20 protein-coding genes are annotated in these 22,309 nt (G+C 71.8%); 14 read left to right on the top strand and 6 right to left on the bottom strand.

What is annotated here, in order from left to right:
- The first annotated feature begins 1,188 nt into the window (after positions 1 to 1,188).
- Entirely contained in the window at positions 1,189 to 3,078 is a 1,890-nt protein-coding gene (locus GVN67_RS10970) for a diguanylate cyclase domain-containing protein (protein ID WP_159995750.1), read from the top strand.
- Here GVN67_RS10970 and GVN67_RS10965 read toward each other — a convergent pair.
- Entirely contained in the window at positions 3,075 to 4,793 is a 1,719-nt protein-coding gene (locus GVN67_RS10965; protein WP_159995748.1) for an IlvD/Edd family dehydratase, read from the bottom strand. The genes GVN67_RS10970 and GVN67_RS10965 overlap by 4 nt on opposite strands.
- A 29-nt stretch (positions 4,794 to 4,822) precedes the next feature.
- On the bottom strand, positions 4,823 to 5,497 hold the full coding sequence (locus GVN67_RS10960) for a GntR family transcriptional regulator (RefSeq protein WP_159995746.1): 675 nt from the start codon (positions 5,495 to 5,497) through the stop codon (positions 4,823 to 4,825).
- A gap of 127 nt (positions 5,498 to 5,624) precedes the next feature.
- Here GVN67_RS10960 and GVN67_RS10955 point away from each other — a divergent pair, with 127 nt between their 5' ends.
- Positions 5,625 to 6,626, top strand: a complete 1,002-nt coding sequence (locus tag GVN67_RS10955) for a tripartite tricarboxylate transporter substrate binding protein (RefSeq protein ID WP_235035235.1) — start codon at positions 5,625 to 5,627, stop codon at positions 6,624 to 6,626.
- Between the two features lie 50 nt (positions 6,627 to 6,676).
- Here the strand turns inward: GVN67_RS10955 and GVN67_RS10950 are convergent, their stop codons facing one another.
- Positions 6,677 to 8,416, bottom strand: coding sequence for an ATP-binding protein (locus tag GVN67_RS10950; RefSeq protein ID WP_159995742.1), 1,740 nt, complete (start codon positions 8,414 to 8,416; stop codon positions 6,677 to 6,679).
- A gap of 98 nt (positions 8,417 to 8,514) precedes the next feature.
- Here GVN67_RS10950 and uraH point away from each other — a divergent pair, with 98 nt between their 5' ends.
- Positions 8,515 to 8,871 carry a hydroxyisourate hydrolase gene (uraH, locus tag GVN67_RS10945; RefSeq protein WP_159995740.1) on the top strand — a complete coding sequence of 119 codons (357 nt, stop codon included), beginning with the start codon at positions 8,515 to 8,517 and terminating at the stop codon, positions 8,869 to 8,871.
- On the opposite strand, the gene GVN67_RS10940 is transcribed toward uraH, so the two are convergent.
- Together GVN67_RS10940 and GVN67_RS10935 are read right to left on the bottom strand one after the other, a co-directional pair.
- Positions 8,856 to 9,575, bottom strand: coding sequence for an SOS response-associated peptidase (locus tag GVN67_RS10940; RefSeq protein WP_159995738.1), 720 nt, complete (start codon positions 9,573 to 9,575; stop codon positions 8,856 to 8,858). The two genes, uraH and GVN67_RS10940, sit on opposite strands and share 16 nt — an antisense overlap.
- A gap of 14 nt (positions 9,576 to 9,589) precedes the next feature.
- Complete coding sequence (locus tag GVN67_RS10935) at positions 9,590 to 10,759, bottom strand: M20 aminoacylase family protein (protein ID WP_159995736.1); 1,170 nt, start codon at positions 10,757 to 10,759, stop codon at positions 9,590 to 9,592.
- Between the two features lie 112 nt (positions 10,760 to 10,871).
- Between GVN67_RS10935 and GVN67_RS10930 the strand changes: the two genes are divergently transcribed.
- The 11 genes from GVN67_RS10930 to GVN67_RS10880 all read left to right on the top strand — a co-directional run bounded on the left by GVN67_RS10930 (position 10,872) and on the right by GVN67_RS10880 (position 21,049).
- On the top strand, positions 10,872 to 11,573 hold the full coding sequence (locus GVN67_RS10930) for an extensin family protein (RefSeq protein ID WP_159995734.1): 702 nt from the start codon (positions 10,872 to 10,874) through the stop codon (positions 11,571 to 11,573).
- A gap of 223 nt (positions 11,574 to 11,796) precedes the next feature.
- Positions 11,797 to 12,267: a 50S ribosomal protein L13 gene (rplM, locus tag GVN67_RS10925; protein ID WP_159995732.1), complete on the top strand. Its 471-nt coding sequence runs from the start codon at positions 11,797 to 11,799 to the stop codon at positions 12,265 to 12,267.
- A gap of 4 nt (positions 12,268 to 12,271) precedes the next feature.
- Positions 12,272 to 12,766 (top strand): 30S ribosomal protein S9, encoded by a 495-nt coding sequence (gene rpsI, locus GVN67_RS10920; protein WP_159995730.1) that lies wholly within the window; start codon positions 12,272 to 12,274, stop codon positions 12,764 to 12,766.
- Positions 12,767 to 12,887: 121 nt separating this feature from the next.
- Positions 12,888 to 13,838 (top strand): N-acetyl-gamma-glutamyl-phosphate reductase, encoded by a 951-nt coding sequence (argC, locus tag GVN67_RS10915; protein ID WP_159995728.1) that lies wholly within the window; start codon positions 12,888 to 12,890, stop codon positions 13,836 to 13,838.
- 104 nt (positions 13,839 to 13,942) lie between these two features.
- Positions 13,943 to 14,467 carry a gamma carbonic anhydrase family protein gene (locus GVN67_RS10910; RefSeq protein WP_159995726.1) on the top strand — a complete coding sequence of 175 codons (525 nt, stop codon included), beginning with the start codon at positions 13,943 to 13,945 and terminating at the stop codon, positions 14,465 to 14,467.
- Positions 14,464 to 15,015, top strand: coding sequence for a hypothetical protein (locus GVN67_RS10905; RefSeq protein ID WP_159995724.1), 552 nt, complete (start codon positions 14,464 to 14,466; stop codon positions 15,013 to 15,015). Before GVN67_RS10910 ends, GVN67_RS10905 begins: the two co-directional genes overlap by 4 nt.
- Before the next feature lie 77 nt (positions 15,016 to 15,092).
- Positions 15,093 to 15,695 carry a hypothetical protein gene (locus GVN67_RS10900; RefSeq protein WP_159995722.1) on the top strand — a complete coding sequence of 201 codons (603 nt, stop codon included), beginning with the start codon at positions 15,093 to 15,095 and terminating at the stop codon, positions 15,693 to 15,695.
- A 113-nt stretch (positions 15,696 to 15,808) separates the two neighbouring features.
- Entirely contained in the window at positions 15,809 to 17,770 is a 1,962-nt protein-coding gene (locus GVN67_RS10895; protein ID WP_159995720.1) for a methyl-accepting chemotaxis protein, read from the top strand.
- 164 nt (positions 17,771 to 17,934) lie between these two features.
- Positions 17,935 to 19,533, top strand: coding sequence for an ABC transporter substrate-binding protein (locus tag GVN67_RS10890; protein WP_159995718.1), 1,599 nt, complete (start codon positions 17,935 to 17,937; stop codon positions 19,531 to 19,533).
- Between the two features lie 67 nt (positions 19,534 to 19,600).
- Positions 19,601 to 20,593, top strand: a complete 993-nt coding sequence (locus GVN67_RS10885) for a tripartite tricarboxylate transporter substrate binding protein (protein ID WP_159995716.1) — start codon at positions 19,601 to 19,603, stop codon at positions 20,591 to 20,593.
- Between the two features lie 54 nt (positions 20,594 to 20,647).
- Positions 20,648 to 21,049 carry a hypothetical protein gene (locus GVN67_RS10880; protein WP_159995714.1) on the top strand — a complete coding sequence of 134 codons (402 nt, stop codon included), beginning with the start codon at positions 20,648 to 20,650 and terminating at the stop codon, positions 21,047 to 21,049.
- A 222-nt stretch (positions 21,050 to 21,271) separates the two neighbouring features.
- Here the strand turns inward: GVN67_RS10880 and pdxY are convergent, their stop codons facing one another.
- Positions 21,272 to 22,132, bottom strand: a complete 861-nt coding sequence (pdxY, locus tag GVN67_RS10875; RefSeq protein WP_159995712.1) for a pyridoxal kinase PdxY — start codon at positions 22,130 to 22,132, stop codon at positions 21,272 to 21,274.
- Between the last annotated feature and the right edge of the window lie 177 nt (positions 22,133 to 22,309).

Raw genomic sequence — 22,309 nt, 5'->3', positions numbered from 1 at the left:
TTTTTTTTTCAAGCAGAAGACGGCATACGAGATAGGAGTCCGTCTCGTGGGCTCGTAGATGTGTATAAGAGACAGCTTGCCCAGCTGCGCCGATTTCCGCAACGCCGCGTCGCTGCGCCGGTTGGTACCGATATTCTTCAGCTCGGCGGCCGAGCGGCGCAGGCGGTCGGCCTCGCTGGCGGCGCGCGCCGCGCGGCCGGCCTGGCTTTCCTCGCGTTCCGCCAGCAGCCCGACCGCGCGGGCATAGGGCGCCGGGGCCAGGAAGGACTCCGTCGGCCGCAGGAAAAGGGTCCGCGGGCAGCAGTCGTTCAGGAAAGCGCGGTCATGGCTGGCGGCGATCACCGCCGGGGCGCCGGGGGCGGTCGCCCAGCGCTGCAGCAATGCGATCCGGTCCAGGTCCAGGTGGTTGGTCGGCTCGTCCAGCAGCAGCAGCGCCGGATCGGCCAGGAAGCCGCGCCCGAGCAACGCCAGCCGCTGCCAGCCGCCGCTGAGCCGGCCCAGCGGCGTCTCGCGCAGCGCCGCGGGCGCCTCGAGCTCCTCCAGCAGGGCCTCGGCCCGCCAGCCGCTGTGGGCGCGCTCGGCGGGCGGGATGGCGCGGCGCAGCGCCTCGGCGAGCGTCAGCCCGGCCAGCAGTTCCGGCAGCTCCTGCGGCACCAGCAGCGCCACGCTGCCGCGCGCCAGGGTGACGCGCCCGGCGGTCGGCGCCTGCTGGCCGGCCAGGCAGCGGAGAAGCGAAGACTTGCCGGCGCCGTTGATGGCGACCAGCCCCAGCCGGTCGCCGGCGGCCAGGGTGACATTCAGATCATCGAAGAGCGGCGCGAGCGACAGCCCGCTGGCCTGGATCAGCATTGTTGTCAGTGTCCGATCAGCGGCCTGCCGGTCCGGCAAGCCATCGCCGCGTCCCGCGAACAAGGACACGGCCCCCGAAGGGCAGGAAGCGGGGCTGGATCAGCCCGGCCCGCTGGCCTGCCCCATGACGTCAGCCGGTCATGGGGCGGGGAAGGGCCCGCGCGGGGTATGCTGGCCATATGACGTCATGTGGCCCTCCTCAGGCGCGGGGTCGATCGGTCGCGCGCAGCCTAGCGCCGGCCCCGCCGGACGGGAAGCCTGCCCCTATGCCCCGGGGCTTTATCGCTTGCTTAAGCCCGCCCGGCCGAGGCTGCCGCACCACCGGCCGCGGCCCCTGCGATGACCCCGTCCCCCCTGCGCCTGCGGGCCCTGCTGCTGATGCTGCTCCTCGGCCTGGCGGTGCTGGCCGAGGAAGCCTGGAACTATGCCGCCAGCCGCCGGCACGAGATCGTCTCGATCCAGGAGGGCATGGCCAATCTGGCCCGCTCCGTCGCGCAGGAGACCGAGAGCAACATCGCCATGGCCGATGTCGCGCTCGTCGGCTTCGCCCAGGCCATGCAATCCGACAAGGCGGCGCTGGACCAGGCCCAGGGCCATCTGTGGAGCCAGCTGGAAACCCAGCCATTGCTGCGCAGCCTGGCACTGCAGGATGCCGGCGGCCGGCTGCTGACCGGGCTGGCGGCGCGCCACGGCCAGGTGCTGCCGGAGAAGCCGGTCTTCCTGGCGCCCCCCGCCGAGATCGAGCAGCATCTGCAACGGCCTGGCTGGAAGCTGCAGGTGGGCGCGCCGCAGCGCGCCCCGGGCGATGACGGCTGGATCATCCCGCTGTCGCGCCGCTTCGAGGATGCCGATGGCCGGCTGGCCGGGCTGGTGGTCGCCGCCCTCGACCTCGGCGCGCTGGAGGAACGGCTGGGCGGCTTCGCGCTCGGCCGCCAGGGCTCGATCGCGCTGATCCGCGACGACGGGCTGCTGCTCGGCCGATTCCCCTCGATGGCCAGCGCGCTCGGCCGGCATTTCGACTTCGCCGCGCTGGACGAGGCCGGCCTCGGCGGGCCGAGCGGCCGCACCGACTATGTCTCGCCGATCGACGGCCGCCGCCGCGTCGGCGCCTATCACATCAGCCCGCGCTATGGCGTCGGCGTCGGCGCCGCGCGGGAGCTGCGGGAGGCGCTGGCCGCCTGGACGCTGCGCGCCTGGGTCCGGCTGGCGGTGGTGGCCGTGCTGCTGCTGGGCTCGCTGACGCTGGGCCTGCATCTGACGCGGCAGGTGCTGCGCCGCCGCGCGGCCGAGGCGGCGCGGCTGGCCAGCGAGGCGCATTTCCGCCTGCTGGCCGAGCATGCCTCGGACATGGTGGCGCGCCTCGGGCCGGATGGCCGCTTCCGCTATGTCTCCCCGGCGGCGCAGCGGCTGCTCGGCGCCGCGCCCGCGGCGCTGCTTGGCCGGGCGATCGCCGAGGTCGCGCTGGAGGAGGACCGCCCGGCGCTGGCCCTGGCCCTGGCCGAGGCCGGCCATCCCGGCTGCCAGGGCCAGGTCGCCTTCCGCGTCGCGCGCGAGGATGGCGGCACCGCCTGGATCGAGACCACGCTGCAGCGGGTGCAGGAAAGCGGCGAGGGCGACGGCTATGTCACCGTCTCCCGCGACGTCACCGCCCGCCGCGCGCTGGAGGAGGAGCTGTCGGCGCTGGCCACCACCGACGGGCTGACGGGGCTCGCCAATCGCCGCCACCTGGACGAGGCGCTGGCGCGCGCCTGGCAGCAGGCGGTGGAGCGCGGCGCGCCGCTGGCGGTGCTGCTGCTCGACATCGACCATTTCAAGCTGTTCAACGACCAGTATGGCCACCCGGCCGGCGATGCCGCGCTGCGCGCCACGGCCGGCGCCATCCGCCGCTGCATCCGCGACAAGGACGACCTGGCGGCGCGCTATGGCGGCGAGGAATTCGCCGTCATCCTGCCCGGCGCCGAGGCCGCCGGCGCCGCCCGCGTCGCCGAGCGGGTGCGCCAGGCCATCGCTGGCCTGGCCATCCCGCATGCCCGCCACCCGCTGGGCCATGTCACCGCCAGCATCGGCATCGCGGCGCTGCTGCCGGCCGCCCAGCTGGCCGCGGCGGCCGACGCCCCGGATGACGGCGCCCCGGCGGCGCCGCCCGGGCCGGAGCAGCTGCTGGCCGCCGCCGACGCCGCCCTCTACGAGGCCAAGCGCCAGGGGCGGAACCGCACCATCGCCGCTTAATCCCGGTTCGGCTTGGCCAGCAGGAAGTCGAGGTCGCAGCCCTCATCGGCCTGCAGCACCTCGCGGCGATACAGCCGGGCATAGCCGCGCGCCGGCTCGACGGCGGTCGCCGGCTGGGCGTCGCGGCGGCGCTGCAGCTCCGCCTCCTCGACCAGCAGGTCGATGCGGCGGTCCTTCACCGACAGGCGGATACGGTCGCCGTTCCGCACCAGCGCCAGCGGCCCGCCCGAGGCGGCGTCCGGCGTCACATGCAGCACGATGGTGCCATAGGCGGTGCCGGACATGCGGGCGTCGGAAATCCGCACCATGTCCTTCACCCCGGCCCGCGCCAGCTTCGACGGGATCGGCAGGTAGCCCGCCTCCGGCATGCCCGAGGCCGAGAGCGGCCCGGCATTCTGCAGCACCAGGAAGTCGTCGGCGGTGACGTCGAGGTCGGGGCTGTCGATCCGCGCCGCCAGATCTTCGAGCGAGGTGAAGACCACGGCCCGGGCCTCCTTCTCGAACAGCGTCGGATCGGCCGCCGCCCGCTTCAGGATGGCGCCGCGCGGCGCCAGGCTGCCGAACAGCGCCACCAGCCCGCCCTGCGGCTGCAGCGGCGCCTCCCGCGTGCGGACCACGGCGCGGTCGACGAAGCCGGCCGGCTGCTCCAGCCGCTCGCCCAGCGTCTGGCCGGAGACGGTCAGCGCGTCCAGGTGCAGCAGCGGCTTCAGCTCCCGCAGCACCGCGCCGATGCCGCCCGCCACATGCAGGTCCTCCATGTAGAAGGGCCCGGTGGGCTTCAGGTCGACCAGCACCGGCGTGGTGTCGGAAAGCGCGTTCAGCCGGTTCAGGTCGATCTTGATGCCGGCCCGCCCGGCGATGGCGGTCAGGTGGATGATGGCATTGGTCGAGCCGCCGATCGCCAGCAGCACCCGCAGCGCGTTCTCCACCGACTTTTCGGTGATGATCTGGCTCGGCCGGATCTTCTTGGCCGCCAGCATCATCGCGGCCTTGCCGGAGGCCTCCGCCGCGCGGATGCGGTCGGCATGCACGGCGGGAATGGCGGCCGTCCCTGGCAGCATCATCCCCAGCCCCTCGGCCAGCGAGGCCATGGTGCTGGCGGTGCCCATCACCGCGCAGGTGCCGGCGGTGGTGGCCAGGTTCTCCTCCACCTCCTCGATGGTCTCCTGGTCGATCTCGCCGGCGCGGAACTTGGCCCAGAAGCGGCGGCAATCGGTGCAGGCGCCCAGGCGCTCGCCGCGCCAGCGCCCGGTCATCATCGGCCCCGTCACCACCTGGATCGCCGGCACATCGGCCGAGACCGCACCCATCAGCTGCGCCGGCACCGTCTTGTCGCAGCCGCCGACCAGCACCACCGCGTCCATCGGCTGGCCGCGCACCATCTCCTCGGTGTCCATGGCCATCAGGTTGCGGAAGAACAGGCTGGTCGGGTTGAGGAACACTTCTCCCAATGAGATCGTCGGGAACTCGAGCGGCAACCCGCCGGCGGCCAGCACGCCGCGCTTCACCGCGGTGACCAGCTCCGGCACCAGCCGGTGGCAGTTGTTGAACTCGGAATAGGTGGTGGCGATGCCGATCACCGGCTTCTTCATCAGCTCCCGCGAATAGCCCATCGCGCTCGCCATGCTCAGCCGCAGGTAGCGGGCGAAATCCATGTCGCCGTAATTGGTCAGGCCGCGGGTCAGGCCCACGGGTTCCTTCTTTTCATTGCTCATGGACGTCGTTCCTCAAGGGCAGGGGTAAGTCAGGCGGTCAGGAAGGAAGACTGGGCGCGCAGATAGGCCTGGCGGGACGGCGCCAGGTGGTTGCCGCAGAGCCGCGCCAGCCCGGCGCGGTCGCCGCTGGCCAGCGCCGCCAGCATCGCATGGTGCTCGGCCCGCGACCGGGCCAGCGCCGCCGGGTCCGGGAAATCGGCAAAGCGGATGGCATGCGCCCGCTGCGCCAGCCGCTCGATCGCCTCGGCCAGGAAGGCATTGCCGCAACGGGCGAAGAAGGCGCGGTGGAACGCCAGATTGGCCCGGAACGCTGCCCGCGCGTCGCTGGCCGCGACCGCCGCGTCATGCACCGCCTGCAGGCCCCGCAGCACGGCGAGCTCGGCATCCGGCAGGGGCAGCGGCATCTGCTGCGCGGCCTGGGTCTCCAGCAGGTCGCGCAGCGCGCAGAGCTGCTCGACCTCCGCCAGGCTATAGGCCTTCACCAGCGCGCCGCGGTTGGGGATGCGCTCGACCAGCCCCATCCCCTCCAGCACCGCCAGCGCCGCCCGCACATTGTGCCGGCTGGCGGCGAAGCGCTCGGCCAGCTCCTCCTCGATCAGCCGCTCGCGCGGATGCAGCCGCCCGAAGACGATATCCTCCTCCAGCGCCGCGGCCATGGCGGCGGGAAGCGGGGTGGGCGCCTCGGCGCGCGCGGCCTGCGGCATCGGAGTCTCCGGCATCGGTCCGCCACCACCTTAATCGTCAACGAGATTGTCGACAATCCGGTTGACTTGGCGGCGTTCCGCCTTCGAAACTGGCGCCCAGAAAAAGAAACCGATGGAGGAAGTCCCGATGCGCAATCCCCTGTTGCGACATCCCGTGTCCCGCCGTGCCTGGCTCGCCGCCCCGGCTTTGCTGCTGGCCCGCCCGGCCAGCGCCGCCGAATTCCCCGACCGCACCATCACCATCATCGTGCCCTTCGCCCCCGCCGGCGCGACGGATCTCGCCGGCCGCGTCCTCGCCGACCGCATGGGCCCGCTGCTGGGGCCGCAGGGCCGCGTGGTGGTGGAGAACAAGCCCGGCGCCGGCTCGGCCCTGGGCGCCGAATACGTCCGCCGCGCGCGCCCCGACGGCTACACCCTGCTGGTCGGCTCGGCCTCGACGCTGGCGGTGGCGCCGGCCGCCCAGCCCGCCGTCGCCCGCTACAACCCCGCCGAAGATTTTTCCCCGATTGCCATCGTCGGCACCAGCGCGCTCGGCCTGGTGGTCCCCGCCGCATCGGGCATCAAGACCATCGGCGAGCTGGTGGCAAAGCTGCGGGCCGATGGCGGCAAGCACGGCTATGCCAGCTCCGGCGTCGGCGGCGTCTCGCACCTGGCCTCGGCGCTGTTCAGCAAGCTGGCCGACGCGCCGGCCAACCACATTCCCTATCGCGGCGGCTCCTCGGTGGCCGAGGCCCTGCTGAAGCAGGAAGTCCTCTTCGCCGTCGACCAGATCGCCTCGATCGTCGGCCAGATCCGCGACGGCCAGCTGACGCTCCTGGCCGTCACCACCACCACCCGCGACCGCAGCTTCCCCAACGTCCCGACGCTCGCCGAGGCAGGGGTCAACGAATACGAGCTCTCCACCTGGACCGCGCTGGTGGCGCCGAAGGACACCCCGGCCGAGATCATCGCCACCCTGAACCGCGCCGCCAACGGCGCGCTGCGCGAGACGGCGGTGCGCGACCGCCTTTCCACCAGCGGCACCGATCCCCGCGACGACAGCACGCCGGCGACGACCAAGGCCTTCCTGGCGGAGGAATTCGCCAGGTTCAAAGGCGTGGTGGAGAAGACCGGGCTCAGGATCGAGTAATCAAGCAAGGCCGGGGGAAGGTATTCCCCCGGACCCCCCTTCTATTTCTGTCAGACAGAGACAACCATCAGAAGCGCGGTGCGCATCGCCTGCTCGGAATCCAGCCAGCCCGTCTCGTTGTCGTCAGCGGCCAGCGTCAGCCCCTCTGGCGACAACACATGCTTCACCTGCGCATCCCGCCACGCCTTCTGGCCGCGCTTCGACAAGCCATGCGCCAGCGCCCGTACCAGCCGCAGCACCATCGCCCGCTCGGCCACCAGCTGCGCCGCCTCGGCCACCACGTCCGGCTCGGCATCCAGCGGCGCCAAGGCGCGAAGCCGCTCCGCCAGCAGCGCCACCGCCGGATAGCCCAGGTTCACATGCAGCTGGTGCGTCTCGGCATAATAGGCCGCGGCCCGCTCGCCGAGGTCCCGGTCGGCGATCTCCTGCGCGTCGCGCAGCAGCACCAGCGCCGGCGCCACCTCGAAGACCGGCCCCGGCGGCGGGCCGGGGGGTGCTGCCTCCGACGTCGCGGCCCGCGCGGCAGCCGGGGCGGCCGAGGGCTTCGACGCGGAAGGCGCGGCGGCCGGGGCAGGGGCTGCCACGGCAGGCTGCCCCCGCGGCCGCATCCGCGCCACTTCCAGCCGGTCCAGCAGCTCCTGCATCGTCTGCCGCGCTTCCTCGGCGTACAGCGCCTCGGGCTGCGCCTCGGCCAGCTTCTTCGACAGCCAGCGGGGCAGGTGCCGCGCCAGCAGCCCGGCAAAGTCGAGCAGCTTGACCTGCGCCTGGCTGCCGCCGCGATAGCGGAGAAACTCGCGATAGGCCTCGGGCTGCACCGGATAGGTGTCCGGCAGCTCGACCAGCAGCGTCACATGCCGCGACAGGAAGGGAATGCCGAAGCTTGGCGCTTCCCGCCGCCAGGACGCGCCCCAGAGCAGCCCATAGACCTCGTCGCGATGCACCACGGCGCCCAGGCTCTTGCGCGTCTCGGCCAGCGAGGCCTGCGGGTCGAAGGCGTAGTGCAGCACCGTCCCATCCGGCAGCCGCACCGCCTCGTAGCCGGCGCCCGCCTCATCGGCCAAGCCTGCCAGCCGCGCCGCCATGCTCTGCACCGAAACCGCTGCCTTGGCGCCGGAAACCTCGGCCTGCAGCACGACCTCCGTGCCCTCGGGGAACCGGAAGAAACGATGGGTGATGGCGTTCAGCAGCCAGCGCGGCGAGACCCGCGGCTGCCCCAGATAGGGATCGGCCGTGGTGTCCTGCCCGGGCGCCTGGCCCATCAGCACCACCTCGGTCCAATCGGGGGCGGGGTCGCGGCCCTCGGCGCGGGCGGCGTCGGTCGCGGGGATGACCTCGGCCGCGACGCCATCCGGCCCCGGGCGGCGCAGCCGGCCGTAGATGCCGGCGAACTTGCCGATCACCACCTCCTGCACGGCGCCGCCATGCGCCGAGCGGTAGCGCAACCCGCGCGGGTTGGAGGGCAGCGCCGCCACCTTCGCCCCCATGCCGAAATTGCGGTCCAGCCCGGTCTCCTTGCGGATCGAGGCGGCGATGTCGCACATGGCGAACAGCTCGGCCCCGGTCATGCCGCGGCCGCTGTTCCAGATCGCCAGCTTGCGCGCGCCCTCGACCGGCAGCGCCGAGAATTCCACCCGCCGCTGCCCGGCCGGCGCCGTCGCGGCCGCTTCCAGTGCGTTCTGCAGCAGCTCGCGGATCATCATCGTCTTCGGGCAGCGCTCGATCATCGAGGCGACGAGGAAATCCTCGTCCTGCACCTTGAGGCGGGTGACCTGGGCGTCGTCGCTGCTCACGGCATCTCCTTCCCAAGAGGGGGGACTTGCTGGCGATCGGCCGCCGGCGCCATGCTCAAATTCTATCAGCCATGCCCGATTGCAACCAGGACAGCGCGATGAGCCCGCCCGGCGCCCTTTCCACCCATGTGCTTAACACCGCCGAGGGCCGCCCGGCCCAGGGCGTTGCCATCGAGCTCTGGCGCCTGGCCCCCACGCCGCACCGCGTCGCTGCCAGCGTCACCGACAAGGACGGCCGCCCCGACGCGCCCCTGCTGCCGGCGGCAGACTTCCGCCCCGGCCGCTACGAGCTGCGCTTCGCCATGGGCGACTACTTCGCGGGTCGCGGCATCGGCCCGGCCGAGCGGTTCCTCGACGTGGTGACCGTCAGCATCGGGCTGGCCGAAGGGCAGGGGCACTACCACGTGCCGCTGCTTTGCTCGCCCTTCTCCTACACCACCTATCGCGGCTCGTAGGGCGAGGGGTCGTCCAGCTCCGGCGGCGGCCGCGCCGCCGGGTCGCGGGCGATCAGCCCGGCATCGTTCTCCGAGAATTTGCCGACCCGCGTGGCCACCGGCCAGCAGGCCAGCTCCTCCGCCGGGCTCGGGCGCAGCAGCGGGCGGGGGTCGCCCTCGGCCTCGCCGAGCCAGAGCGGCCAGTCCTGCCGCGGCAGGATCACCGGCATGCGGTGATGCACCAGCGCCTGCTTTTCATTGGCCTCGGTGGTGACGATGCAGAAGGTCTTCAGCCAGGAGCCGTCCGGCTGCTGCCAGCCTTCCCACAGCCCCGCCAGCGCCATCGGCTGCCCCGAGCGGAGCGCCACGGCATAGGGCTGCTTCCGCTCCGCCTCCTGCCGCCATTCATAGAAGCCGTCGGCCGGCACCAGGCAGCGGCGCCGGACGAAGGCCTCCCGGAAGGACGGCTTGGTGTCGATTCCATCGGCCCGGGCGTTCATCAGCTTCGCCGCGCCGGCGGCATCCTTGGCCCAGCGCGGCACCAGCCCCCAGCGGAGGTTGTCCAGGTGCCGCGCGCCGGTCTGCGGGTTGCGCCGCACCACCAGCGCCATCTGCGTCGGCGCGATGTTGTAAGACGCTTCGGCATCGTTCAGCAGCGGGGTGTGGACCTCGAAATACGCGCCGAGGTCCACGATCTCCTTCTGCCGGAAGTAGCGCCCGCACACCGCGCGAAGCCGCCTTACTTCGGCAGCAGCTGCTCGGCCAGCGTCGCGAAGAAGCTGGCGCCGACCGGCAGGATGGCGTCGTTGAAGTCATACTTCGGGTGGTGCACCTGCGGGTCGCCGGCCGACTTGCCGCCCCCGAGGAACAGATAGGCGCCGGGCTTCTCGTTCAGCATAAAAGCAAAATCCTCGCCGCCCATGGTGGGCTTGGGCAGCTCGGCCACCTTGGCCTCGCCCGAGACGGCGCCGGCGGCGCGGATCGCCAGCTGCGTCGAGGCCTCCTCGTTGATCGTCGCCGGATACATGCGGGTGAACTTGACCGCGGCCTTCGCCCCATAGGCGGCGGCGATGCCGGTGGCGAGCTCGGTCACCTTGGTCTCCAGCACGTCGCCGATCTCCGGCTTGAACCAGCGGGCGGTGCCGTGCAGGCGGACGCTTTCGGGGATGACGTTGAAGGCATGGCCGCCGGTGATGCTGCCGATGGTGACCACGCCGGCCTCGACCGGCTCGATGTTGCGCGCCACGATCGACTGGAAGGCGGTGACGATCTGCGCCGCGATCACCACCGGGTCGTTGCCCTGATGCGGCATGGCGCCATGCGCGCCCTTGCCGGTGACCGTGATGTCGATATCGGCGACGGCGGCCATCAGCGGCCCGACGCGCCAGGCGAACTCGCCGGCCGGCAGCGACGGCCAGTTGTGGATGCCGAAGACGCGGTCGACGGGGAAGCGGTCGAACAGGCCCTCCTTCACCATCACTTCGGCGCCGCCGCCCGATTCCTCGGCCGGCTGGAAGAAGACATAGACGGTGCCGGCGAAGTTGCGGGTCTCGGCCAGGTACTTGGCGGCGCCCAGCAGCATGCTGGTATGCCCGTCATGGCCGCAGGCATGCATCTTGCCCGGGATGGTCGAGGAATAGGCGACGCCGCTCTCCTCCAGGATCGGCAGGGCGTCCATGTCGGCGCGGAGCCCGATCGCACCCCCCGGCGCGCTGCCGCGGATCACGCCGACCACGCCGGTCTTGGCGATGCCGGTCACCACCTCGTCGACGCCGAAGCTCTTCAGCTTCTCGGCGACGATGCCGCTGGTGCGCACCTCCTCGAAGGCCAGCTCCGGATGGCGGTGGAAATCCTGGCGCCAGGCGGTCATCTCGTCGTGGAAGGCGGCGATGCGGTTCAGCACGGGCATGGGCGGTGTTCCAGCGGTTCTGGTCAGAAGGCCGACAGCTTTGCGTCCCCCCGTCCGGCTCGGCAAGGGGGACCCCCTCGGCAAAGGGCCGTCCCGGGCCCATCTGCCAGGCATGATCCGACGCCTGCTGGTCTGGCTTTTCTTTCTGGCGCCGCTCCTGGCGGGGCTGGCCTATTGGCAGGGCATCTGGCGGCCGCCGCCGCGCTGGGACCCGGCCGCCCCCCTCGACTTCCGCGCCGAGACCAATTTCCTGACCGGCCTGAAGCTGGCCCGGATGGAACTGCAGCCCGACAGCTGTTTTTCCGCCTTCGAGGCCTCGGCCATGCCGGTGGCGCGCGTCGCCGACCGGGAGTCGGACCAGGGCTGCCCGATCCGCAACGCGCTGCGGCTGCAGGGGGCAGAGGTGGAATTCTCCCCCAATCGCCCGGTGGTGACCTGCCCGGTCGCCGCCGCCTGGGCGCTGTTCGAGCGCCATGCCCTGCAGCAGGCCGCCCGCGCCCATCTGGGCAGCACGGTCACCGCGGTCCGCCATCTCGGCAGCTACAATTGCCGCAACGTCTATGGCCGCGCCGAGGGCCGCCGCAGCCAGCACGCCACGGCCAATGCGCTGGACATCGCCGGCTTCACTTTGGCCGATGGCCGCAGCGTCATGCTGCCGCGCGACTGGGACGCTTCCGATGGCCGCGGCGACTTCCTGCGCGCGGTCCGTGACGGCGCCTGCCGCAGCTTCCGCGCGGTGCTGGGGCCGGATTACAACGCCGCGCATCGCGACCACTTCCATCTCGATCGCGGGCCCTGGGGGCGATGCTCCTAGGGCAGGGGGCGGAGTCGCGGGGAATTCGCCTGCCGAAGCGAGTCGAAGGGCCCGCCGCCCGGCCGGCGGCACGCCGGAAATCTCTTCTAGATCAGGGCTTTATTCTCCGTCAGGGGAGCCCTGTCGGCATGAGGTATCCAAATACCACAGCTTTTTCCCCTTGACCCCCCGCCGCCCAGCACGGATAAGGCGCCCTCTTTTCAGGACTAAGCAGAAGCAGATCATGCTGACCACGCAGACCCGCTCGCTGAAGCCGGCGGAGGTCAAGAAGGGCTGGGTGTTGATCGATGCGGAGGGCCTCGTGCTCGGCCGTCTCGCGACGCTCGTTGCCAATCGCCTCCGCGGCAAGCACAAGCCGCAGTTCACCCCGCATGTCGACTGTGGCGACCACGTCGTCATCGTCAACGCCGAGAAGGTCCGCGTGACCGGTAACAAGGCCGAGCAGTCGGTCTTCTACTGGCACACCGGCTATGCCGGCGGCATCAAGGAGCGCACGCTCCGTGAGCGTCTGGAAGGCCGCTTCCCGGAGCGCGTCATCGAGAAGGCCGTGGAGCGCATGATCACGCGCGGTCCGCTCGGCCGGAAGCAGATGAAGAACCTGCACGTCTATGCCGGTGCCGAGCACCCGCATGCCGGCGCGCAGCCCCAGTCGCTGGACGTCGCCGCCCTGAACCGCAAGAACAAGGTGGCCTGAAACCATGAGCGAGCAGACCACCGCCTCCTCCCTCTCCGAGCTGAAGAACCTCGTCGCCGGCACCGCTGCCGCCGGCCCGACTTCGGCCACCCCGCAGCCGAAGCGTGACCAGTTCGGCCGCGCCTATGGCACCGGCCGCCGCAAGAACGCGATCGCCCGCGTCTGGGTCAAGCCCGGCAAGGGCGAGGTCCTGATCAACGGCAAGAAGCAGAGCCAGTATTTCGCGCGCCCCGTGCTGCGCATGCTGATCGCTCAGCCCTTCCTGGTGACGGACCGCTACCAGCAGTTCGACATCTACGCCACCGTGGTCGGCGGCGGGCTGTCCGGCCAGGCCGGCGCGGTGCGCCACGGCCTCAGCCGCGCCCTGGTCAACTACGAGCCGGGCCTGCGCCCGATTCTGAAGAAGGCCGGCTTCCTGACGCGCGATCCGCGCGTCGTCGAGCGGAAGAAGTACGGCAAGGCGAAGGCACGACGCTCCTTCCAGTTCAGCAAGCGCTGACGCTGGGCGGACCGGCGTTCGCGCCGGTCCGTTCGAGGACTGTTTATCGGCAAGGGCGGGTCCGCAAGGACCCGCCCTTTCTGTATGCTCTGGACGATCTCCGATCCTTTGGGAGGGCCTCATGGCCAAGGGTTCACTGCCTGCCATCTTCATCGACGGCGAAGCCGGCACCACGGGCCTGGGCATCCGCCAGCGCCTCGAGGCCCTGCCGGGCGTCGTGCTGCGCTCGATCGATCCGGAGCGCCGCAAGGACCCCGAGGCCAAGCGCGCCCTGATGGCCGAGGTGGACCTGGTCGTCCTCTGCCTGCCCGACGCCGCCGCCAAGGAGGCCGCCGCCATGGCCGCCTCGCTGGGCCAGGATGCGCCGAAGCTGCTCGACGCCTCCACCGCGCACCGCGTCGACCCCGACTGGGCCTTCGGCTTCCCCGAGCTGAACCCGGCCCAGGCGGCGAAGATCGCCGCCGCCCGGAACGTCGCCAATCCGGGCTGCTACCCGACGGGCGGCATCGCCCTGCTGCGGCCGCTGGTCGATGCCGGGCTGCTGCCGGCCGACCACCCGATCACCGTCAACGCCGTCTCCGGCTATTCCGGCGGCGGCAAGGCCATGATCGAAAGCTATGAAGGCGGCGCCGCGCCCTCCTTCGAGCTCTACGGCCTCGGCCTCGAGCACAAGCACGTGCCCGAGCTGCAGCTCTACTCCAGCCTGACCCGGCGGCCGATCTTCGTCCCCTCCGTCGGCCACTACCGCCAGGGCATGCTGGTCTCCATCCCGCTGCACCTCGACATGCTGCTGGGCACGCCCAAGGCCTCGCAGCTGGAAGCGGCGCTCGCCGCCCACTACGCCGGCTCGGAATGGGTCAAGGTTGTCCCCGCCGCCGGCAACGCCAAGCTGGAGCCCGAGGCGCTGAACGACACCAACGCCATGGAGCTGCGCGTTTTCGGCAACGACCACCGGCACCAGGCGGTGCTCGTCGCGCGGCTCGACAACCTCGGCAAGGGGGCGTCGGGGGCGGCCGTCCAGAACATCAGGATCATGCTGAATCTGCAGGCACAGCAGGCCGCGGCGGCATAAGACAGAAAAAAGGCCGGGGAGAAGGTATTCTCCCCGGACCCCTCATCTATTTCTATAAGAAAGCAAGAAGACCACACACGCCTAGAAGGGAACGCGTCCGAACCATGGCTCCGCTCTACCCGTTTGAAGGCCGCATGCCGGCCATCGACCCCACCGCCTTCGTCGCCCCCTCCGCCGCCGTCATCGGCGACGTCGAGCTCGGGGAAGACGCCTCCATCTGGTACCACTGCGTCCTGCGCGGCGACACGAACATCATCCGCATCGGGGCGCGGACCAATATCCAGGACGGCACCATCGTCCACGTCAACGCCGGCAAATACCCGGCGCTGATCGGCAACGACGTCACCGTCGGCCACGCCTGCATCATCCACGCCTGCACCCTGAAAGACCGCGCCTTCGTCGGCATGGGCGCCACCGTCCTCGACGGCGCCGTCATCGAGGAAGGCGGCATGCTCGGCGCCGGCGGCCTGCTGGCCCCGAACAAGCGCATCGGCCCGAACGAGCTGTGGCTCGGCGCCCCCGCCCGCCTGGCCCGCGTCATGACCGCCGAAGAACGCGCCGGCTGGGACAAGACCGCCGTCCACTATGTCGAGCTCGCCAAGCGCCACCGCACCTCGCTGGCGACATGACCCGCCGGGCGACGCTCCTCCTTCTCCTGGCCGGCTGCGTCGCCCCGCCGCCGCCCGTCTCGCTGCCGCCGGCAGCGGTGACGGCGGCGCCCAACCCCACCACCGCCGCGCTGCGCGCCGCCGCTGCGGCCTTCGCTGCCCCTGGCAAGCTGCAGGGGCGGCCGTCGCTGGCGGCGCTGGCGGTGGCGCAGCTGGAATACCTGGCGGTGGAGATGCCCTCCGGCCGGGTTTCCGGCGATATCGGCATGGTGGCGCCGATGCTGCTGGCCGCCCGCAGTGAGGTGCGGTCCTGGCTCGGCATCGACGAGGCCGTGCCGCCGCAGCAGGTGATCGACGCCATGACCGCCGCCGCGACGGCCCCGGGCGGCGAGCCTGTGGCGCCGGGGCAATTCCCCGCCGGGCTTTCCAGCGCCGGGCCGGACGGGCTGTGGCAGCGGCTGGGCGCCATGCCACGGCTGCCACAGGCCAATGCGGCGACGCGGATGGCGCTGCGCTACTGGGAATTCGGCCCCCTGGAAGATTTCGACATCGGTTTCCTGCGGCGTTGAGGCCGCGCGGCAGGGGGCGTTTGGCGAAGCGGCGGGGCTGCGGCAGAATGGGGTCGAAACCCGACGGAGTGCCCGCCATGCGTCTTGCCCGCCTCTCGGTCCTTCCGGCGCTGCTGGCGGGGGCGCTGCTGCTGCCCGGCTGCGCCGAGCTGCGCACGCCGCGGCCCCGCATCGAGCTGCCGCTGGAGCTGGTGCAGGGCCCCGAGGACCCGGTGCGCAATTCCGCCCGCCTGGCCGCCGCCGCCTTCGACAACCAGGGCGCCGGGCTGGATGGCCGCCCGGCCGAGACCGCCCGCGCCGCCGCCCGCCTGGAATACCTGGCGCAGGTGCTGACGACGGACCCCCGCTTCGCGGCGCTGCCGCCGGGCCTGTCGATGTCGCTGCGCGGCGCCGTGCGCGAGGTGCGCCAGGCCATCGGCATCTCGGCGACCGCGCTGCCCGAGCAGGTGATCCCCGCGCTGACGACCGCGGGCCGCGTGATCGAGGCGCGCGGCGACACGGCCGCGGCCTTGCCCGCCGCCGTCTTCCAGGCCGGCCCTGCGCTGACGTTGCAGCGCCTCGGCCAGCCCGGCCCCCTGCCGGAGGCGGCGATCGCGACCGGCCGCACGCAGGAGGCGATTGCGGCTTTGGACCGTGTCGATGGCTGGGGTGGCGTGCGCGACACCGATCCGCTGCGCTGAGCCCTAAGCGGCCGTTGATGTGGGGGTGCGGGGGAATTCAATTCCCCCGCTCTTTCTCTTCTCCTTAATCCCGATTTGTCATTCTTCCTTGCCCTGACAAGGAAGATTTACCGATGCCCTTCCAATCGCTGCGCGCGCGGATGGTGCTGGCGATCCTGGGTGCCAGCCTGGGCGCGTCGCTGCTGCTGACGGCGGTTGGCGCCTGGCAGCGCGATGCGGCGGAGGAGCAGGACCTGGCCCGGCGCATGGTGCAGCTGCGGCAGAGCCTGATGCTGTCGCTGGCGGAGGAGGAGCGTCTGGCGGCCTCGGTCGGCAGCGTGGTGGCGCGGGTGCCGGCGGTGGCGGCGGCGGTGCGCGATGGCGACCGGATGGCGCTGCAGGCCGAGACGGCGGCGTTGTTCCAGGACATGGCGGCGCGCTTCGGCCGGGTGATCCTGACCTTCGCCGACGGGGCGGGCACGGTGCTGCTGCGGGCGCATGACCCGGCGGCCTCCGGCGACAACTACCGTGCGCGGCGCACCACGGTGCGGGAGGCGCTGTCGCGCGCCGCCCTGGTCACCGGGCTGGAGCCGGGGCGGGACAATGTCAGCGTCTTCGCCGTGGCGCCGGTGCTGGTCGGCGGCCGGGTGGTCGGCGTGGTCGATCTGGGCATGGCGATCGGCGACAGCCTGGCCGGGCGGATGAAGGCGCTGAGCGGGGCGGAGGTCGCGGTCTATCGCCTGTCGGGCGGCGACCTGGCGCGGATCGGCTCGACCACGGGTGGGCAGGGGCTGCTGCCGGCGGCGCAACTGGCGGCCGGGCTGCAGGCCAGCCAGGCGGCGACGGTGTCCTGGCGCGGCCAACGGCTGCGCATCGCCACCGAGACGCTGCGCGGCATCGACGGCCAGGTGCTGGGGCTGATCGAATACGGCATCAATATCGAGGCGCGGCTGGCCGCCGGCGACCGCACCGACCGCGACGCCCTGCTGATCACGGCCGGCGCCAGCCTGCTGGCCCTGCTGGCCGGGTTGTGGCTGGCGGCGCGGCTGGCGCGGCCGCTGGCCGCGCTGGCCGAGGCGGCGCGGCGGCTGGCCGGCGGGCAGACCGCGCTGGAGGTGCCGGGGCGCGCCCGGCGCGACGAGATCGGCGCGGTGGCCCAGGCGATGGAGGTGCTGCGCCAGGGCACCGCCGAGGCCGAGGCGATGCGGGCCGACCAGGCGCGGCACCGGCAGCAGGCGGAGGAGGACCGGCGGCAGGCGACGCTGGCGCTGGCCGGGCAGGTGGAGACGCGGATCGGCGCGGTCAGCGAGGAGCTGGCGCAGAGCGCCACCCGGCTGCAGCGCAACGCCACCGCCCTGCTGACCAGCATCGAGACGGTGGGCAGCCGTGGCGCCGGGGCGGCGCAGGGCGCGGTGCTGGCGTCCAGCAACGTGCAGACGGTGGCCGCCGCGGCGGAGGAGCTCAACGCCGCCATTTCCGAGATCACCCGGCAGGTGGCCGAGGCCGCCAGCGTCGCCCGCCGCGCGCTGGAGCGCAGCGGCGCCGCCGATGGCACGGTGCGGCAATTGTCCTCGAGCTCGGAGCGGATCGGCGAGGTGGTGCAGCTGATCGGCGACATCGCCGGGCAGACCAACCTGCTGGCGCTGAACGCCACCATCGAGGCGGCGCGGGCGGGGGAGGCGGGGAAGGGCTTCGCCGTGGTGGCCAGCGAGGTGAAGAACCTCGCCGCCCAGACCGCGCGGGCGACGGAGGAGATCAGCGCGCAGATCGCCGGCATGCAGCAGGCGGCGCAGCAGGCGGCCAGCGCCATCGGCGGCATCGCCGGGGTGATCGCCGAGGTCGACCATATCGCCGGCAGCATCGCCGCCGCGGTGGAGCAGCAGGGCGCCGCCACCAAGGAGATCGCCCGCAACGTGCAGGAGGCTGCCGACGGCACCAGCCGCGTCACCAAGGAGGTGGAGGGGGTCAGCCGCGCCGCCGCCGGCGCCGCCGAGGCCGCGGCCGGCATGGACAAGCTGGGCCGCGACCTGGGCCAGCAGGGCGGCGCGTTGCGGAGCGAGCTGCAGGCGCTGCTGGCGCAGATGCGCGCCGCCTGAGATGGGGCTATCCTGCCGCCAGGCGGAAAACGCGCATCGGACAGCGCAAAATTGTGGCGTGGCGGCCATAGCGGCGGCGCCTTCGGGGCCGCGGACGCCACGGGTCTTCATGTCGGACGCGCGATGTGCAGAATGCCTCCCTCTTTCGTGAGTTGGAGCACCCAGTGCAGCGTCGCAACTTCCTGGCCGGGGCCGCGGGCCTCACCACCACCTTCGCTGGCGGCCCCCTGGCCCGGCCGGCCCTGGCGGCGGCCGATGCCCGGCGGGTGCTGCGCTTCGTGCCGCAGTCGGACCTGCGCGTGCTCGACCCGATGGCCACCACCGCCTATGCGACGCGCAACCACGGCCATCTGTGCTGGGACACGCTGTACGGGCTGGACCTCGCGCTGAAGCCGCAGCCGCAGCTGGCCGAGGGCCATCTGGTCGAGGAGGACGGCAAGCTCTGGACCTTCACCCTGCGCCAGGGCCCGCGCTTCCATGACGGGGAGCCGGTGCGGGCGCAGGATGCGGTGGCCTCGATCCGCCGCTGGATGCTGCGCGACCTGCACGGCCAGGCGCTGGCGCCGCGACTGGAAGAGATCCGCGCGCTGGACGACCGCCGCTTCGCGCTGCGGCTGTCGCGGCCCTTCGGGCTGATGCTGAACGCGCTGGCCAAGGCCTCGACCTATCCGTGCTTCGTCTATCCCGAGCGCTTCGCCGAGCAGGACCCGGCGCGGCCCTTCACCGAGGTGGTGGGCAGCGGCCCCTATCGCTACGTCGCCGAGGAGCGGGTGCCGGGCAGCCTGGTCGCCTATCGCCGCTTCGAGGGCTACAGCCCCGCCGGCGGCGCGGTCAGCCTGACCGCGGGGCCCAAGCTGGCGCTGTTCGACCGGCTGGAGCTGCGCCACACCCCCGACGCCACCGCCGCCGCCGAGGCGCTGCAATCCGGCCAGGTCGACTGGTGGGAACAGGTGGCGCCCGACCTGCGGCCGCTGCTGAAGCATGACCGCGGGCTGGTGATGGAGCGGCTCGACATGGGCGGCACCATGGCCATGCTGCGGGTCAACCAGCTGCACCCGCCCTTCGACAACCCGGCGCTGCGCCGCGCCCTGCTGCCGGCGCTGCGCCAGGGCGACTTCATGACCGCCATCATGGGCGACAACCGCGAGCTGTGGCGGGAGAATGTCGGCTGCTTCCCGGAAGGCAGCCCGATCGCCTCCGAGGCCGGGCTGGAGGCCATCGCCGGCCCGCGCGACGTCGACGCCGCCAAGCGCGCCGTCCGTGCCGCCGGCTACAAGGGCGAGAAGGTCGCGGTGCTGCACCCGACCGACGTGGTGAACAACAGCAACCTGACCGCGGTGGCCACCGACCTGTTCCAGCGCGTCGGCCTGAACACCGAGACGGTCAGCTGCGACTGGGCCGGCTTCCTGCAGCGCCGCGCCAGCCGGGCGCCGGTGGCCGAGGGCGGCTGGAGCGCGCTGGTGGTGCTGTTCGGCGGCATGGACCTGGCGACGCCCGCCGGCCACCCCCTGCTGCGCGCCAATGGCGAGCGCGCCTGGTTCGGCTGGCCCGACAGCCCGAAGCTGGAGGCGCTGCGCGACCGCTGGTTCGACACGCCGGACCTGCCCGGCCAGCAGAAGCTGGGGCGCGAGATCCAGCGGCAGTTCTTCCAGGACCTGCCCTATTTTCCGCTCGGCCAGTACATGAACGACAGCGCCTGGCGGTCGTCGCTTTCCACCCCGCGGCGCGGCATGGTGCTGCCGCTGAACGTCAAGCGGGTGTGACCGCCCCCGTTGACCAGGACGTTTCCGCACCGCAGCATCGCGTGATCCTGTTGATCGGACGACCACGATGATTCTCCGCCGCCGCAGCCTCCTGGCGACGCCCGCCCTTCTGCCTGCGCTCACCCTGGGCGCGCGCGCCCAGGCACAGGGCGCGGCCTGGCCGACCCGCCCCGTCCGCATGATCGTGCCCTTCGCCGCCGGCGGCAGCACCGATGTCTCGGCCCGCATGATCGTGCCGAAGATGTCCGAGGTGCTGGGCCAGAGCGTGGTCATCGAGAACCGCGCCGGCGCCGGCGGCACCGTGGGCTCCGACGCGGTGGCCAAGGCGCCGCCTGATGGCAGCACCTTCCTGATGGGCACCATCTCGACCCATGTGCTGGCGGTCGGCCTCTATGGCGCGCGGCTGCCCTACGACCCGGAGCGCGACTTCGTGGCCGTCGCCCCCACCGTGCTGGTGCCGATCTGCATCACCGTCCACCCGTCGCTGGGCGTGACCACGCTGGCGCAGTTCATCGCGCTGCTGAAGGCCAATCCGGGCAAGTACAGCTATGGCACCGGCGGCGCCGGCGGCTCGGCGCATATCGCCGCGGTCAGCTTCCTCAACAGCATCGGCGCCCAGGCCGAGCACATCCCCTATCGCGGCAGCGCGCCGATGCTGTCCGACCTGCTGGCCGGCCAGGTGGCGGTGGGCTTCGACACCCCCGCGCTGATCGCGCCGCACCACAAGAGCGGCGCGCTGCGCTGCCTGGCCATCGCCACCGACGAGCATTCGATCCTGATGCCCGAGGTGCCGACCGCCGCCGAGGCCGGGCTGCCCGGCTACCGCGCCTATAGCTGGTTCGGCGTCTTCGCGCCCGCCAACACCCCGGCGCCGATCGTGGCCAAGATGAACGCCGCCGTGCGCACCGCGGTGGAGGAGCCCGAGACCGCCCGCAAGCTGCGCGAGCTGGAGCTGCCGCCGATCGAGAAGGGCTCGCCGGCCGATTTTGCCGCATTCTTGAAGGCCGAGCTGGCGCTGTGGGTGCCCTTGGTGAAAGCCTCGGGCGCCACGGCGGACTAAGACAGGCGGGCGGGGACACCACCCCGCCCCGCCTTTCCCGCCGCAGGAGTGCCCATGACCGCCAAGCCCGAGCCCCCTCCCACCACCCCGGCGCGGGTCCGGCGCCTGGGCTGGGCGCTGCTGCTGGTCGGTGGCCCGCTGCTGCTGCTGATCGTGCTCTTCGCGCTGCCGCTGCTGGGCAACCTGGTCGGGCTGATGACCCTGCCGAAGCTGGCCGAATGCACCCAGCAGGCCGGCACCTTCACCCATTGCTGGCTCTGGGGCGAAGACGTCGCCGAAATCGTCAACGGCTACGCCATCGGCATCTTCCTGGCCGGGCTGATCAACCCGATGCTCTTCCTGAAGCTGCTGGCGACCTACCTGCACCCGCTCCTCGTCCTGGCCTGGGCTGTCGGAAGCCTTTGGCTGACGGTGAGGTGGTTGAAGGGAAGGAAGGCTTTGAAGAGCCAGGAATGAAGGTTGGGGGAAGAATGAATTCTTCCCCCCTCGGACGTATACGTCCGAGCCCATCATCTTTTTTTATCACCGGCCATGGGGTGACCTACGCGTCAGCGGGATCCACACCAGGGCGTCACGGCGGGACGCAGATTCATACAATCAGCGCTCGCTGACAGGTCGCGCTGCTGCCGGGCCGTTTCACGTACTGTCTCCACGTGGAGACGGCAGTCCGAAAGAAATTCAGCAAACTTCCGGAACGAAAACCCGCGACGGCGACACGAATTCGTCCTGCGCCGCCACGGTGAGGATTTCCCGCGACGAGGCTTCCGACGTCCGGCGCAGCAGGCCGTAGATCGACGACGCGGCCGCCCCCAGCGCGGCGCTGGCCGAGCCGGTCTTCAGCCGGTGGAACAGGAACAGCGCGGCGATGGCGTCGCCGGCGCCGTTCACCGACAGCGGCAGCATCGGCGTGCGGATGCGGTGGAACTGGTCGCCCTCGGCGGCCAGCATCTCGATCTGGTCGTCCGGGGTCTCGGCCACCTTCAGCGAGGTGATCAACACGCAGCGCGGCCCGCCCGGCGCCATGCGGGCCTGCAGGGCGCGGGCGGCGGCCTTCGCCTCGGCCAGCGTCGTCACCGGCTGGCCGGTCATCCATTCCAGCTCGAACTGGTTCGGCGTAATGATGTCGGCGGCCGGGATGGCGCGGTCACGCATGAATTCCGGGATGCCGGGGCGGACGAAGACGCCGCGGCCGACATCGCCGATCACCGGGTCGCAGCAATACAGCGCCTTCGGGTTGGCGGCCTTCACCCGGGCGCTGGCGTCCAGCACCGCCTCGCCGATGCCAGCGTCGCCCATGTAGCCGGACAGGGTGGCGTCACAGCGGGGCAGGGCGCCGCGATCCTCGATTCCCTGCACCAGGTCGCTGACCAGGTCGGCCCCGAAGACCTGGCCGCGCCAGCTGCCATAGCCGGTGTGGTTGGAGAACTGGACGGTGTTGACCGCCCAGACCTCGGCCCCCAGCCGCTGCAGCGGGAACACCGCCGAGGCATTGCCGACATGGCCGTAGGCGACCCAGGACTGGATGGACAGGATATTCATGCACCGATCTTCCTCAGCGGGGCGGTGCACAAGGCTCTAGGATTGGGTGGGGGGATGGTCAATCCGGGGGCGGCGCGAAGGCCCTGGATTCAGTTGCACCAGGGCCGTGGCGCCTGTAGAAGCGGCGCTTCCGCGCGGCCGGTCGGCATCGGCTGCACCAGACAGAGAAGCAATCGC

The sequence above is a fragment of the Roseomonas sp. 18066 genome, from assembly GCF_902706185.1.
Classification (GTDB): domain Bacteria; phylum Pseudomonadota; class Alphaproteobacteria; order Acetobacterales; family Acetobacteraceae; genus Pseudoroseomonas.
This window is presented reverse-complemented; position numbering and strand designations above follow the sequence as displayed.

What these genes read in the sequence shown, in the direction of transcription:
- GVN67_RS10970 (WP_159995750.1), top strand. Translation starts at nt 1,189, where the DNA reads ATGACCCCGTCCCCCCTGCGCCTGCGGGCCCTGCTGCTGATGCTGCTC.
- GVN67_RS10965 (WP_159995748.1), bottom strand. Translation starts at nt 4,793, where the DNA reads ATGAGCAATGAAAAGAAGGAACCCGTGGGCCTGACCCGCGGCCTGACC.
- GVN67_RS10960 (WP_159995746.1), bottom strand. Translation starts at nt 5,497, where the DNA reads ATGCCGCAGGCCGCGCGCGCCGAGGCGCCCACCCCGCTTCCCGCCGCC.
- GVN67_RS10955 (WP_235035235.1), top strand. Translation starts at nt 5,625, where the DNA reads ATGCGCAATCCCCTGTTGCGACATCCCGTGTCCCGCCGTGCCTGGCTC.
- uraH (WP_159995740.1), top strand. Translation starts at nt 8,515, where the DNA reads ATGAGCCCGCCCGGCGCCCTTTCCACCCATGTGCTTAACACCGCCGAG.
- GVN67_RS10935 (WP_159995736.1), bottom strand. Translation starts at nt 10,759, where the DNA reads ATGCCCGTGCTGAACCGCATCGCCGCCTTCCACGACGAGATGACCGCC.
- GVN67_RS10930 (WP_159995734.1), top strand. Translation starts at nt 10,872, where the DNA reads ATGATCCGACGCCTGCTGGTCTGGCTTTTCTTTCTGGCGCCGCTCCTG.
- rplM (WP_159995732.1), top strand. Translation starts at nt 11,797, where the DNA reads ATGCTGACCACGCAGACCCGCTCGCTGAAGCCGGCGGAGGTCAAGAAG.
- rpsI (WP_159995730.1), top strand. Translation starts at nt 12,272, where the DNA reads ATGAGCGAGCAGACCACCGCCTCCTCCCTCTCCGAGCTGAAGAACCTC.
- argC (WP_159995728.1), top strand. Translation starts at nt 12,888, where the DNA reads ATGGCCAAGGGTTCACTGCCTGCCATCTTCATCGACGGCGAAGCCGGC.
- GVN67_RS10910 (WP_159995726.1), top strand. Translation starts at nt 13,943, where the DNA reads ATGGCTCCGCTCTACCCGTTTGAAGGCCGCATGCCGGCCATCGACCCC.
- GVN67_RS10905 (WP_159995724.1), top strand. Translation starts at nt 14,464, where the DNA reads ATGACCCGCCGGGCGACGCTCCTCCTTCTCCTGGCCGGCTGCGTCGCC.
- GVN67_RS10900 (WP_159995722.1), top strand. Translation starts at nt 15,093, where the DNA reads ATGCGTCTTGCCCGCCTCTCGGTCCTTCCGGCGCTGCTGGCGGGGGCG.
- GVN67_RS10895 (WP_159995720.1), top strand. Translation starts at nt 15,809, where the DNA reads ATGCCCTTCCAATCGCTGCGCGCGCGGATGGTGCTGGCGATCCTGGGT.
- GVN67_RS10885 (WP_159995716.1), top strand. Translation starts at nt 19,601, where the DNA reads ATGATTCTCCGCCGCCGCAGCCTCCTGGCGACGCCCGCCCTTCTGCCT.
- GVN67_RS10880 (WP_159995714.1), top strand. Translation starts at nt 20,648, where the DNA reads ATGACCGCCAAGCCCGAGCCCCCTCCCACCACCCCGGCGCGGGTCCGG.
- pdxY (WP_159995712.1), bottom strand. Translation starts at nt 22,132, where the DNA reads ATGAATATCCTGTCCATCCAGTCCTGGGTCGCCTACGGCCATGTCGGC.